This window comes from Pelotomaculum propionicicum, assembly GCF_004369225.1.
In the GTDB taxonomy this organism is placed as follows: Bacteria; Bacillota; Desulfotomaculia; order Desulfotomaculales; family Pelotomaculaceae; genus Pelotomaculum_B; species Pelotomaculum_B propionicicum.
In genome coordinates, this window is sequence record NZ_QFFZ01000036.1 from 26330 (window position 1) to 40070 (window position 13741).

Consider the following 13741-nt stretch of genomic DNA (forward strand, 5'->3'; position numbering starts at 1 on the left):
GCGAAAAGTTGTATTCATTTCAGTTGCAGAGGCTAGAAAAAATGATTAAAGATTTTGTTGTGTGCGACCTGGAGACAACTGGGTTGAATCCCGTAAACGATAAAATTATCGAAGTAGGCCTGGTGAGGCTGGCGCAGGGTGAGATTGCCGGGGAATATCATACCCTGGTCAATCCGGGTGTGAAGCTGCCCTTAAAGATAAAGAGACTGACAGGAATCAACGACAGTGATTTGGCTGGTGCGCCGCACATTGAGAGTGTTTTGCCGGAAATACTGGATTTTATAGGAGAAAATGCAATAGCCGGCCATAATATTCAGTTTGATTTGAGTTTTCTGAGCGCGGCACGGGGCGTCCCTTTGCCCAACCCTGTTTTTGATACGCTTGAACTGGCCAGAATTGTGGCGCCTGACGCGGCCAACTTCCGGCTGGACTCACTTTGTGACACATTCAAGATTAACCAGGCGGAAAAACACAGGGCGCTGGGTGACGCTAAGGCCGCAGCCTTTCTTTTGAAGGAATTGACAGGCAAATTATGTGAGATCAACCTTAATACCTTAATGCAGCTGAACAGCCTGCTGGCTGAGGCCCGTTCAGACTGGTCAGGTTTTACAAGCGAGTTGATTAAAAACAGGTTAAAAAGCTTTCCCGACCAAAAAATATCTCCAGTATCTTACTGGAAGAGAGACGGGGAAAAGATTTTTTCCAAAGCCAGATCTCACTGTGAATACAGCGGAGATAGTGAAAAACACCTGCTTAAAGAGGAGGAAGTCGTCTCATTTTTCAGCCAGGACGGCCCCCTGGCCGCGGTGCTGCCGGCATACGAACACCGTCCCCAGCAGGTAGCAATGGTAAGCAAAGTTACACAGGCACTGAATGAAGAAAAGTACCTGCTGATGGAGGCCGGCACCGGTGTCGGCAAATCTATGGCTTACCTGGTTCCCGCCGTTATGTGGAGCCTGCTGAGCGGTGAAAGGTCGCTCATAGCCACTCATACCATAAACCTGCAGGAGCAGCTTTGGATTAAAGATATTCCTCTTTTGACAGAGGTGATCAAAGCACCTTTCCGGGCGGCTCTGGCCAAAGGGCGGCAGAATTACATCTGCCTGCGTAGGTGGGTCAGTGTTTTGGAAGGTTTCCACCTGCCGGAAGAAGCGGCTTTTTACGCCAGGCTGTTAACGTGGCTCACAGCTACGAATACAGGCGATAAAAGCGAGCTGAACATTTCTCCCGTGGAGAGTGAGCTCTGGCTGAATGTCTGCGGTGAGACAGACGGGTGTCTGGGCTCACGCTGCCTGTACCAGAGAGACTGTTTTGTAAACAGGGCCAGGAAATTAGCCGAAGAAGCCGATTTAATCATTACCAATCACTCGCTGCTTTTTTCAGACATTAAAGTTGAAAACAAGGCGCTGCCCGCTTACGGCCCCTTAATTATTGACGAGGCGCACCACCTCGAAGAATCGGCGACAACTCACCTGGGCAGGCAGTTTTCACAGAGCGCCGCCTGCCGCTGGTTGGGGGTGGCCGGCAAAACACTCAGCAAACTGGCTGAAAAAGCTCCGCCAGCCGACGGGCTCAAGTGGGTGCAGGCCTTAAAAAAAGCGCAGGAAACCAGGTTGGAAGCGGTAGAGGCCGTGCGGCTGTTTTTTATGGTTGTATGGGACGCGGCAGTAGATAATTTATCTGACATTGAAAAAGAATATAACCGTTTTTCTTTGAGGTTGTCCCGGCTGGAGCAGGTCTATGAAGAGCTTCTGGCATCCGGTCAAAAATGTCTGAGGACTTTGCGCGAGTTTATCGATGATTTAAAAACATGCGCCAATTTCATGGAAGTATGGTCTTTGTCAGAAGATGCCTGGGTGGGAGGAGCGCGTGACGCCGCTCAAATCTGCAGCGGCGGTGAGGTCCTGGCAGCTGATTTTCAGTTTATTCTGGAAGGCTCGGACCCTGAATTCGTCTACTGGGCGGATTTCGAGCATTCACCCAGGAGTCAGAACAGGAATTGTGCCCTGATCGCCGCGCCGATTAACGCCGGGGCAATTTTGTATGATCGGCTGTTTAAAAACAAAAAGACGGTGATCCTTACTTCCGCCACGCTTGCAGTAAGCGGCAATTTCCTGCACTTCATGGAGCGCAATGGGTTGGACTATATTCCAGAGGAGAGGTTAGTTACAGCACTCCACGACTCGCCTTTTGTCTACGACCAACAGGCCCTGCTTTGCATAAGCCGTGACCTGCCGGTTCAGGGAAGCGTAAATGAAGAGGTTTATTATGACAAGCTGGAAAAAGCTTTGTTTAAGCTCCTTGAAACTGCCGGAGGCAGGACGCTGGTGCTTTTCACCTCTCACCGGACCCTGCGGGAAATCTACGGGCGTCTGAAACCAGGATTGGAAAATATTGATATTTGCCTTTTGGGTCATGGTATTGACGGCAGCAGGACGAGGCTACTGGATGAGTTTAAAAAAGACGGCAGGACAGTGTTGTTCGGTGCTTCGAGCTTTTGGGAAGGGGTTGATGTGCCAGGCGACGCGCTGGCCTGTGTGGTTATAGTTAAACTGCCTTTTATGTCGCCCTCCGTGCCGGTTATAGAAGCGCGCCTGGAAGATCTGGCCAGGCGGGCAAAGGACGGTTTCCGGGCATTAAGCGTGCCGCAGGCGGTTATCCGCCTGAAACAGGGCTTCGGCAGGCTGATCCGCAGCAGCAAGGACCGCGGCTGCGTGGTAATCCTTGACCGGCGTATTCTGGACAGAAGTTACGGCAGGCAGTTTTTATTGTCACTCCCCTTAAAAAGCCATATCAGGGGCGATCTTGACTTAATCTCCAAAAAGGTATTGGATTGGCTGGGCGCAGGTAAAAACAATTGAGCATTTCCTGTAAATACAGGTATAAATTATTACAAAAAAAGTAGCACATTCAGGCCTGGTCTGAAATAAGATATTAACAGCTAATCTAATGAAGGGAAGTGATTAGTTTGCGCGTATACTTTGTGAGACTCCCGTCATTTCTTAGAACATGGCTGATGAAAATTTGGAAGTAATACTTACGGGCAGGCGGAGCGTCTGCCTTTTTGGTATTAAGTATATGAAAATGCAATATTTTTGTAGGCCAAAATAATTTACTTTTATTATGAGGAGCAGTATAATTTAAACGATTTGTAGCATAAGTGTTTTGCATAATGCCACCATATAATATAATATTATCCATAGACCTATTGTTCGGTTCAGAGCTATAGACACAATCGTCTAAACATTCTATAATATCAACAGGCCTTTGACATTCCCGCATTTAAGCAAGCTTCAAGCTTTTTTTGCTACCTGTAAGCACAACTTTTCCTACCAATATTTAACTTTGTGAACGTTGAATTGCCTGTTTATAATTATGGTTTTGGTGAAATGGCAGGTGAATGATATAACGTAACAAAAAATATTTTCCAAATAGTTTGACGGCGCTAGGAGGTAGTTTGTGATGTATTGCCCTTTCGAACAAGATTTTTCTGCAAAGAGGGGTCTGTTATGGAGTCAATAAACATTAATCAGTCAATTGCTAAGAACGCACAATTTATTGAAGAGATCGGCATTGAGAGCGGACAACCTGTGCAGAAGTGTTACCAGTGCGGCAAATGTACCGCCGGCTGCCCGGTGGCCTTTGCCATGGATTACACTCCCAACCAGGTTATCCGCATGGTGCAGCTCGGCATGAAAGAAGAGCTGCTGAAAAGCGAGACGATTTGGATCTGCGCCTCCTGCTCCACCTGTTCCACCCGCTGCCCGTGTGAAGTGGAAATTGCCCATGTGATGGAAACTCTCAGGATTATGGCGGGGAGAAGCGGCACAGCGCCTGCGGGAAAAGCTAAATACGTGGAGGTAATGTACGACGCCTTGCTGGGGACTGTTGAAAAATACGGTCGGACCTATGAAGTCGGTCTGGTGCTAAACAACAACTTAAAAAGCGGGAAACTTTTCAATGGCGCGGACATGGGATTGCCCATGTTCCAGAAAGGCAAGCTTCAGCTTATGCCGTCCAAGGTACAGGGCGCGGCTGAAATTGCCCGTATATTTGCCGAAGTGCGCAAAATGGAAGGTGGTGTGAAATGAGATACGCTTACTTTCCGGGATGCAGCTACCATGGTACCGGCAAGGAATATGAGGCTTCGACCCATGCAGTAGCCAAAAAGCTCGGCATGGAACTGGTTACCATACCGGACTGGAGCTGCTGCGGGGCCACGGCGGCACACGGCAAAAGCCACCTGTTGAACGTGGCGCTGCCGGCGCGCAACCTGGCCATAGCCGAGGGCATGGGCATAGGAGAAGTCACGACAGGGTGCGCGGCCTGCTACCAGCAGCTGGCGAATGCCAACAAAAGAATGACTGAGAATCAGGAAATTAGAGATAAAGTAAACAAGGTTACGGGGAAAGAGTATAAGGGAACTCTTAAGGTTAAATCTCTTGTTGAGGCGATAGGATCAATTGATCCGGAGCAGATCAAAGCCCAGGTGGTTAAGCCGCTGAGCGGGCTGAAAGTCGCCGCCTATTACGGCTGCCTGCTGGTCAGGCCGCCCGAGATAACCGGCTTTGATGATCCGGAAAACCCCATGTTTATGGATAATATGATGAAGCTGGCCGGTGCTGAGGCGTTGGACTGGGCACATAAGACCGAGTGCTGCGGGGCGTCTCTGGGTGTTTCCAATCTGGGTATCGCGGTAAAAATGATTAACAAGATCCTTAAAGCCGCGGTAGAGAAGGGCGCTGACTGTATGGTCGTGGCCTGCCCGTTCTGCCATCTCAATCTCGACTGGCACCAGAAGAGTGTGAATAAACAACTGGGAACCACCTATGATATGCCGGTATTTTATTTTACCGAGCTCTTGGGTTTGGCAATGGGCGTAAGCCCGGACGAACTTGGGCTTAAAACGCACTTTACCGATACCCAGAAAGTATTGAGCCTGGTTGGTTAATTATTTCCTTACGGGAGCGATGTAATATGGCAAAGAGGATTGGTCTTTTCGTTTGCTGGTGCGGCTCCAATATCGGAGGTGTTATCGACGTCCCGAAAGTCGTTGAAGAGACGAAAAAATTTCCGGGAGTTGTTTATGCCACCGATTACAAGTACATGTGCTCGGAGCCCGGCCAGGACACGATAATAAAAGCTATCAAGGAACACAATCTGGACAGGGTGGTCGTGGCCTCTTGTACACCGAGGCTGCATGAACCGACATTCCGCAAGACAATCGCCAAGGCCGGATTGAATCCATACATGTTTGAGATGGCCAATATCCGTGAACAGTGCACCTGGGTCCACTCTGATGATAAAGAAGGGGCCACCAAGAAAGCAGTCGCCCTTATCAAAAGAGCTCTTTCAAAGGTTTCCAAGGTGGAACCCTTGTTTGAATCGTATATCCCGGTCACCAAAAAGGCGCTTGTTATCGGCGGCGGTATCGCCGGCATGCAGGTCGCCATAGATATTGCCGACGCAGGACACCAGGTAATCCTGGTAGAAAGGGAGCCAACCATAGGCGGGAAAATGGCCATGCTGGACAAGACTTTTCCCACCCTTGACTGCTCCGCCTGAATAAGCACGCCAAAGATGGTTGCTGCGGCGCAGCATCCTAACATTCAGTTAATGACTTATTCTGAAGTAACTGAGGTAAGCGGTTATATCGGCAACTTTGAGGTTACCATCAAGCAGAAGCCGCGCTATGTAGACCACAAAGTATGCACAGGCTGCGGCACCTGCTGGGAAAAATGCCCCACCAAGGTGCCTAGCGAATACGACCTCGGGATCGGCAACAGGAAATGCATTTATATCAACTTCCCTCAGGCGGTTCCCAACAAGCCGGTGATAGACGCGGAAAACTGCCGTTATTTCAAAACTGGAAAATGCGGTGTCTGCAAGAAAGTCTGCCCCACCGGAGCAGTTGATTTTGAGCAGAAAGAAGAGTTCATAACGGAAAAAGTGGGAGCCATAGTGATGGCTACCGGGTTTGACCTCTTCAACTGGGAGGAAGTATACGGTGAGTACGGTTACGGACGATTTAAAAATGTTATAACCGGCCTGCACTTTGAGCGCATGTCAAACGCTTCCGGTCTGACAGGGGGTAAAATTATACGTCCCTCAGACGGGAAAGAGCCTAAATCGGTTGTATTTATCAAGTGCGTCGGTTCAAGGGACGAGGCCAAAGGCAAGGAATACTGTTCCCGCGCCTGCTGTATGTACACGGCCAAGCACGCCCACCAGGTTCTTGATAAAATCGAGGGTTCAAGCGCGTATGTATTTTACATGGACGTGCGCACACCAGGTAAGGCCTATGATGAATTTTACCGGCGCACGGTAGAGGAAGGCGCGCAGTATATCAGGGGCAGGGTTTCCAAGATATACGAATCAGGCGACAAGCTGATAGTTATGGGAACAGACACACTGCTGGGAAGACCGGTTACAGTGGAGGCTGACCTGGTGGTACTGGCCACGGCCATGGTTCCAAGCGAAGGATCGGACAAAATTGCTCAACTGGTCAGCTGCCCGACAGATAAAGACGGCTTCTTCGCGGAAGCCCACCCGAAACTAAGGCCTGTTGAAACGATGACCGGCGGCTTGTTCCTGGCCGGCGCCTGCCAGGGCCCGAGAGACATACCTGACACGGTGTCACAGGCCAGCGGCGCGGCGGTCAAAGTGGTCGCCCTGCTGAACAATGATCAGCTCGCCACTGACCCGATGATCTGCCAGATTGATGAAAAGATGTGCTCAGGCTGCCTTGTTTGTAAAGGAGTATGTCCTTATAAGGCAATTTCTGAAAAAACCATTACCGAACGGATTGCTGGCAAACCTGTAGAGCGTGTGGTCGCCAGTGTCAATACCGGTCTTTGTCAGGGTTGTGGCTGCTGCACTGTTGCATGCAGGGCCGGCGCCGCAAACCTGAAGGGATTCACTAACCAACAAGTGCTTGCGGAGGTGGACGCCCTGTGTCGATAGCGACTGAAACAAAAGAATTTAATCCGATAATAGTTGGTTTTAACTGTAACTGGTGCAGTTACGCAGGCGCCGACCTGGCCGGGGTCAGCCGGATGAAATATCCTTCTAATGTACGGGTCATACGGGTTCCATGTTCCGGCCGGGTTAATCCTATGTTTGTTATTAGGGCTTTTCAAAAGGGCGCTGACGGTGTGCTGGTCTCAGGGTGACACCCGGGGGACTGCCACTATTCTAGTGGCAATTATTTCACGCGGAGACGCTACCTGTTGTTAAAGCGGCTGCTTGAATATGTCGGCTTTGAGCCGGGCCGCTTCCAGGCGCGCTGGATATCCGGTTCTGAAGGGGCTAAATTTACAACTACGATCAAGGATATGACAGAAAAAATCAAATCCCTGGGTCCTAATAAAAAGATGAGGGATGATATCGTATGATGGATGTTATTCAGCAGCTGAGGGAGCAGGCAAAAAAGCTCCTGGAAGAGAAAAAAGTTACTTTGGTAATCGGTTTTGGCCAAGGGACGGAGTTAGCCCGGACCACGCCTGTCTTTATCGACAGCCCCGAAGGCGTGTCCGCACTGACCTGGGGACCGTTCTGCGCCAACAACCTTGCTAAATATTTGACTGATTACAAAAACGCGGAGGGCAATGTCGCTGTTGTGGTTAAAGGCTGCGATGCCAGGTCTGTGATCAGGCTGCTGGACGACAACCAGATCAGCAGGGACAAGGTAGTGGTAATCGGCGTTCCCTGCCCGGGCCAGCTTGAATGGCAGAAAGTCGCGGCTGAAGTCAAACCGGGCGCAAGCCTGAAAGAAACAGCCGATAACGGAGAAAGTTTCTCCGTTAAAACCGACGCGGGCGATTACAGCTTCAACAAGAAAGACTACATGCTGCACAGGTGTTTGGTCTGCGAAAATCCAAACCCTGTGATTTCAGACATTACCATCGGCAAAGAGCTGCCGGTCAAGACCTACGAGGAAAGGTTCGCTGAAGTGTCGGAATTGGAGCAGAAGAGCACTGAGGATAAAAGCGCATACTGGGACAAGCAGTTCAGCCGTTGCCTGCGCTGTTACGCCTGCCGCAATGTATGCAGCGTCTGCACCTGTCAGATCTGTGTGTTTGACCAGATGCTGCCCATGTGGGTCTCGAAGAGGACCAATCTCTCCGAGAACACCATGTTCCATATTACCAGAGCCTTTCACGTGGCCGGGCGCTGCGTTGACTGCGGGGAATGCGACCGTGTCTGCCCGATGGACATCCCGCTGCGCAAGCTGAACCAAAAGATCCACAAAGATCTTGGAGATTTATTCGATTCTCCGACGCCGGGATCAAAACCGGGAATACCTTCGGCGCTGGGCGAATTCTCGCCTGGTGATCCTGAGGAGTTTATGTAAAAGGAGGTGCTGAGCATGGAAGCAAGAGTTGTAAATAAAGGACAACTGCCTGAATTGCTGGATAAGCTGGCGAAGGACTATGACCTGATCGCGCCGGTACAGGAAGAAACAGTAGTGCTTTTCAGAAAGATATCGGGCGCCGCAGACGCATTCCTGGAATACACCAATTCAGACGTATCTCCCAAAGGGTGTTTTCTGCCGCAGAACGAGAAGACATTCAATTACACCTATACGGGAGACTCAATAGAGATCAACAAGCCTGAAGGTGCGCAGAAAGCGGTACTCTTCGGAGCGCGCCCCTGCGACATCAAGGCTATAACGACGCTTGACCCTGTTTTCGAGGGAGAAAAGTTCGGTGACGAATATTACTCCGGCAAGCGGGAGAATACAGTAATAATTGGTTTGAGCTGTACAAAGGTTCTCAGCACCTGCTTCTGCTATGCTTTCGAAGGCGGGCCGTGTGACGGGACCGGTTCAGATCTTCTGTTTACTGAAATCGGCGACAAGTATTATGTCGAGGTTAATACAGAAAAAGGCAAGGCCCTGGCGGACGCTTACAGCCAGATTTTCAGCAGCCAGGGTGCGGAGCAGTTGGCCAAGGACAAGGAAGAGCTGGCCAAGAAGCTGGCCGGCGAGTTTGTGCGGAAAGTTGACCTGACAGGCGTAAAGGAACTGCTGGACAACAATTTCGAACTGCCGTACTGGAACGGGGACGACCAGAAGAAGTGCCTCGGCTGCGGGACATGCACCTACGTATGCCCGACCTGCCACTGCTTTGACATTTTCGACTACCCCACCGGTGACTTCACAGGCGCCCGCCTTCGCTGCTGGGACTCCTGCATGTATCCGGAATACACCCTTATGGCCGGCGGGCACAACCCGCGCCCGACCAGGAAGGAAAGGGTGCGCAACCGCTTCATGCATAAGCTGAAATACCACCTGGACCGCTACAACATGGTCGGCTGCGTGGGCTGCGGACGCTGTGTCAGAAAGTGTCCGGTCAATATCGACATCACCAAGATTATCAACGACTTGAAGGAGGTGGCGCAGAATGCCTAATAATCCTACTGCTCTGACGCCATATCCCGTGACAATTACCAAAATCGTCGACGAGACCAGCGACGTTAAAACCTTTACTGTGGAGTTCGATGACCCGGAAGTAATGGAAAACTTCGGCAACAAACCGGGCCAGGTATGCATGCTCTCTATATTTGGCGAGGGCGAGTCCACCATTTCCATCACATCCGCGCCGACCAGGGGTAAATTCCTCGAGTTTACCGTTAAAAGAGTCGGCAGGCTGACCAATGTCATGCATCAGATGGAAGTGGGCCAAAAGTTTGGCGTGCGCGGGCCGTACGGGAACTGGTTCCCCTATGAAATTATGAAGGGCAAGGACCTGTTTTTCGTGGGCGGCGGTTTCGCCCTGGCGCCCATCCGCTCATTGATTGACTATGCCCTGTCAGACCAGTACCGCAGTGACTATGGAAAGGTTGAGGTGCTCTACGGAGCGCGTTCCGTGGACGACCTGTGCTTCAAGAGTGACCTGGCCGAGCGCTGGCCGAAGCTGCACAATACTGCAATCTATACTACAATTGACCGCCCTGAAGAGGCTTGGAAGGGACATGTGGGCTTTGTGCCTAGCTACGTGGAAGAAGTAGCCCCTTCCCCGGAAAACAAATTCGCCATCATTGCCGGGCCGCCGATTATGATCAAATTCACCCTGCCGGTTTTTGCGAAACTAGGCTTTAAGGATGATCAGATCATAACCACCCTGGAAATGAGGATGAAATGCTGTCTCGGCAAATGCGGCCGCTGCAACATCGGTTCAAAGTTTGTCTGTGTGGACGGGCCGGTTTTCAGCCTGGCGCAGCTTAAAGGTATGCCTCAGGAGTATTAAAACAGGAAATAATAAACTAAAACTCAGTTGCCTCCGTGTTTAAAACGGAGGTAATTTTTTTATTAAGGTATATTCGAGAATGAGATAGTGATATTAAATCAATCAGGTTGCTTAATTACATGAGGCCAATGTTCGGTTGGGTGTTAAATAATTCTTAAAACATAACATTGTCCTTTGTATGAGGACAGAGTTTTTTTGTCTGCAAGGTTAATATTACCGTAACCAAATCTTTTAAATGATAAAGTCGGGAAATCATTATAAGGTAACTTTTATAAATAAAATAAATTTATTTGAATTATGTAATTCGTTTATGTTAATATTCTAGTTGGAAGAGAAAGCTTAATTATTGAGGGAAAACAATTGCATATTTTGAAAATACAAATTAAGTGGTTTATTAATTAAAATATTTTTTAAGAAAGGAGGGAAAAGAGGAGACTTGGAAAGAACAAACCGCTTTTTTAACTAAAGCGGGGTAAAAAACAAGTTAATATTTTTTTCTATCCAAAATCTCCGAACCTGGCGATCTAAGGCTTTAAAGCTATGATTTCCAGGTCGTTAGGGTATATGGGGAAACCGGTATGCCTCCCGGGCTTGGAAAGGAGATAAACGAGATGACTGAGAACGCACTTTTATGTCAAAGGAGGTTAGATTTATGAAGCAAAGAATCAGTCGTCGCAATTTCTTGAAGTATCTGGGTCTGGGCACTGCCGGAACAGCTTTGCTGGAAGGCGCAACCGCTATACCCGCGTTTGCCGGCACAGCTGAAGATAAACTTCCCACTTTTGAAATGGGCCCCCTGAAGATTAAAAAAGCCAAGGAAACTGCTTCGGTTTGCGCTTTTTGCGGAGTCGGCTGCGGTCTTATTGTCTATTCCGAAGGCGACAGGGTTATCCACATTGAAGGCGACCCGGACAATCCTAACAATGAAGGTACCATGTGTTCTAAAGGCATCGCCCTTGGCGACGCCAATACCATCGTTGACAAAAACCGCAAGAGAGTTGTCAATGACCGGCGGATTATGGATGTGCTTTACCGTGCTCCCTATAGCACGAAATGGGAGAAAAAAGACTGGGATTGGGCCCTTGCTGAAATCGCAAAAAGGGTAAAGAAAACACGAGATGAAAGTTTCGAGGAAAAAGACGCCAAAGGTGTGACCGTAAACCGCACCCAGGCCATTGCCCATATCGGCAGCGCTTCCTGTGACAACGAGGAAAACTATCTTTTTCAGAAAATGATGCGTTCGTTGGGGGTAATAAATTTTGATCACCACGCCCGGCTGTGTCACTCCTCAACCGTGACCGGTCTGGCCCAATCATTTGGCAGGGGGGTGATGACCAACAGTTTTACGGATTATAAAAACACCGACGTGTTTTTAATTATCGGCGCCAACCCGGCGGAAAACCACCCGCAGATCATGCGCCACCTGGGTATGGCCGTGACGCAAAGAGGAGCCAAGGTTATAGTTGTCGACCCCAGGTTTACCAAAACTGCGGCTAAAGCTGATATCTACGCTCAGCACCGCCCCGGCACCGACATCGCCTTCCTTTACGGCATGATGAACTACGCCATTCAGAACGGACTGTATTTCTATGATTATGTCCTTAACTATACCAACGCCTCCTACCTGGTCAGCCCCGACTACGCCCTGAATGAAGGAGTCTTCACCGGTCTGACGGAAAAGGACGGGAAGCTTTCATATGATAACAAGAGCTGGCAGTACCAGAAGGATGGGGATACGATCAAGAAAGACCCGACCTTGCAGGATCCCATGTGCGTGTTCCAGATTTTGAAGAAGCACGTCGCCCGTTATGACATTAAAACTGTTTCCCGGATCACAGGCACACCGGAAGACACATTCAAAAAAGTATGCGACCTGTATTGTTCCACCGGCAAGCCCGACAAGGCCGGCAACCTGATTTACGCCATGGGTATGACCCAGCACACCTACGGCGCCCAGAACGTGCGTGCTACCGCCATGCTGCAGTTGCTGCTGGGCAACATCGGCATCGCCGGCGGCGGCGTCAACGCCCAGCGGGGCGAGTCAAACGTGCAGGGCTCTTCCGACCAGGGTATTCTGTACGCAAACCTTACCGGATACGTAGGCGCCCCCAGCGCGGCAGCGCATGCCAACTTAAAAGAATACCTCGAAAAGGAAACTCCCAAGACCAGCTTCTGGTCCAACAAACCCAAGTTCTTGATCAGCATGTTAAAAGCATGGTACGGGGACAAGGCGACTCAAGAAAACGATTTTTGTTTCGACTACCTGCCCAAGCACACCGGCAGTGACCACTCCCACATGGCTATTTTTGAAAAGATGGCCGAGGGGAGTATCAAGGGCTACTTCGCCTGGGGCCAGAACCCGGCGGTAGGTGGGCCCAATGTCATTGCAGCCCGCAAAGCGATGGAAAATCTGGACTGGATGGTAGCCGTCGACCTGTTTGAAACCGAAACGGCGGCCTTCTGGCATCGCCCCGGCGCCAACCCCGCAGATATTAAGACCGAGGTCTTCCTGTTGCCGACTGCTTTTTCTTACGAGAAGGAAGGAACCGTGGCCAACAGCTCGCGCTGGATCCAGTGGCGCTGGAAAGCGGTTGAACCGCCCGGGCAGGCCAAGAGCGATCTCTGGATCGCTTATGAAATATTTAAGGCTGTCCGCAAGGAATATCAGGCCGGCGGCAAGTTCCCCGCCCCGTTTTGTTTTTAGGATAAAATTATAAATATTGTTTATTTATTAAGTATATATTATTAATATTTATAATTATATTAGTTATTATATTTAATTATTTTACATTTTCTGATTATGCTGCACCCGTTAAGAAATCTCTAGCTGCGCTTGTTTCTACAGTGTCACGGTTTGACTATCCAGTACTAAAAGTGAATATTTTTATGGTTTTCTTCACACATCCTGATGCATTTGCCGCACAGATGCTTTGGATAAAAACTTGCTTACTGTCTGCGAGAGTCAGCCATGGCACTGTAGAAACAAGCGTGTACTTAATTTTAATTTAGCTTTCACTTTAAAGTTTTTTACTTCATAAAAGGGTTGGATTGCCATAAAATTGAAAAACAGAGCTCTCCGAGCTGAGTAACCTAAACAGGAATGCATGGTTTCTGGCCGATAGGGTGCAATGGGAAACTACTGTGCCTCCCAATGTGGAAAGGAGGAAAAGGCTATATACTGTCTTTTTCTTTTTTGTTTTGAGAGACATTTATTACCTGTTTATTCGATCTTAAGAATGAAATGAGATTTGTTAGATTAAAATTGCCTCAAAAAGGAGAGGCGATAGCCGGCGCCCTGGATTTTGCATTAATGGAAGAGAGGTGGTAACACAGCTATTACGGACTTGCAACAGAGGTAGAAAGACAAATAGAGGGACGAAAGAGAGGGGGAGTAGTAATTGGCATCCTGTACATGCGGCGAACAAGCTGACCAAACCAAGGAAGCTGCAATGCAAAAGCTTTTTGACCAGTACCGCGATTACAAAGGAGGA

Annotated in this window: 8 protein-coding genes, 1 pseudogene and 2 riboswitches; all 9 genes and pseudogenes read left to right on the forward strand. The window is 49.3% G+C overall.

Annotated elements, in window-relative coordinates:
- The first annotated feature begins 41 nt into the window (after positions 1 to 41).
- A complete protein-coding gene (locus tag Pmgp_RS13970; RefSeq protein WP_134214597.1) occupies positions 42 to 2861 on the forward strand; it encodes a helicase C-terminal domain-containing protein in 2820 nt (939 codons plus the stop codon).
- 648 nt (positions 2862 to 3509) lie between these two features.
- On the forward strand, positions 3510 to 4091 hold the full coding sequence (locus Pmgp_RS13975; RefSeq protein ID WP_134214598.1) for a 4Fe-4S dicluster domain-containing protein: 582 nt from the start codon (positions 3510 to 3512) through the stop codon (positions 4089 to 4091).
- Complete coding sequence (locus tag Pmgp_RS13980; protein ID WP_134214599.1) at positions 4088 to 4951, forward strand: CoB--CoM heterodisulfide reductase iron-sulfur subunit B family protein; 864 nt, start codon at positions 4088 to 4090, stop codon at positions 4949 to 4951. The genes Pmgp_RS13975 and Pmgp_RS13980 overlap by 4 nt, the downstream gene beginning before the upstream one ends.
- Before the next feature lie 26 nt (positions 4952 to 4977).
- A complete protein-coding gene (locus tag Pmgp_RS13985; protein ID WP_134214600.1) occupies positions 4978 to 6963 on the forward strand; it encodes a CoB--CoM heterodisulfide reductase iron-sulfur subunit A family protein in 1986 nt (661 codons plus the stop codon).
- Positions 6960 to 7394 carry a hydrogenase iron-sulfur subunit gene (locus Pmgp_RS13990; protein WP_427910038.1) on the forward strand — a complete coding sequence of 145 codons (435 nt, stop codon included), beginning with the start codon at positions 6960 to 6962 and terminating at the stop codon, positions 7392 to 7394. The genes Pmgp_RS13985 and Pmgp_RS13990 overlap by 4 nt, the downstream gene beginning before the upstream one ends.
- Positions 7391 to 8353: a Coenzyme F420 hydrogenase/dehydrogenase, beta subunit C-terminal domain gene (locus Pmgp_RS13995; protein ID WP_134214601.1), complete on the forward strand. Its 963-nt coding sequence runs from the start codon at positions 7391 to 7393 to the stop codon at positions 8351 to 8353. Before Pmgp_RS13990 ends, Pmgp_RS13995 begins: the two co-directional genes overlap by 4 nt.
- Positions 8354 to 8368: 15 nt before the next feature.
- Positions 8369 to 9412 (forward strand): 4Fe-4S dicluster domain-containing protein, encoded by a 1044-nt coding sequence (locus Pmgp_RS14000; RefSeq protein WP_134214602.1) that lies wholly within the window; start codon positions 8369 to 8371, stop codon positions 9410 to 9412.
- Positions 9405 to 10250 (forward strand): FAD/NAD(P)-binding protein, encoded by an 846-nt coding sequence (locus Pmgp_RS14005; protein ID WP_134214603.1) that lies wholly within the window; start codon positions 9405 to 9407, stop codon positions 10248 to 10250. Before Pmgp_RS14000 ends, Pmgp_RS14005 begins: the two co-directional genes overlap by 8 nt.
- A 496-nt stretch (positions 10251 to 10746) precedes the next feature.
- A riboswitch (molybdenum cofactor riboswitch) is annotated at positions 10747 to 10868 on the forward strand.
- 34 nt (positions 10869 to 10902) lie between these two features.
- Positions 10903 to 12942: pseudogene (locus Pmgp_RS14010) on the forward strand (molybdopterin-dependent oxidoreductase); the annotation flags it as partial.
- 370 nt (positions 12943 to 13312) lie between these two features.
- Positions 13313 to 13430: riboswitch (molybdenum cofactor riboswitch) on the forward strand.
- Positions 13431 to 13741: the final 311 nt, after the last annotated feature.

Excerpts from the sequence above, each read along its gene's own strand:
- Pmgp_RS13970 (WP_134214597.1), top strand. The coding sequence starts at position 42 with ATGATTAAAGATTTTGTTGTGTGCGACCTGGAGACAACTGGGTTGAAT.
- Pmgp_RS13975 (WP_134214598.1), top strand. The coding sequence starts at position 3,510 with ATGGAGTCAATAAACATTAATCAGTCAATTGCTAAGAACGCACAATTT.
- Pmgp_RS13980 (WP_134214599.1), top strand. The coding sequence starts at position 4,088 with ATGAGATACGCTTACTTTCCGGGATGCAGCTACCATGGTACCGGCAAG.
- Pmgp_RS13995 (WP_134214601.1), top strand. The coding sequence starts at position 7,391 with ATGATGGATGTTATTCAGCAGCTGAGGGAGCAGGCAAAAAAGCTCCTG.
- Pmgp_RS14000 (WP_134214602.1), top strand. The coding sequence starts at position 8,369 with ATGGAAGCAAGAGTTGTAAATAAAGGACAACTGCCTGAATTGCTGGAT.
- Pmgp_RS14005 (WP_134214603.1), top strand. The coding sequence starts at position 9,405 with ATGCCTAATAATCCTACTGCTCTGACGCCATATCCCGTGACAATTACC.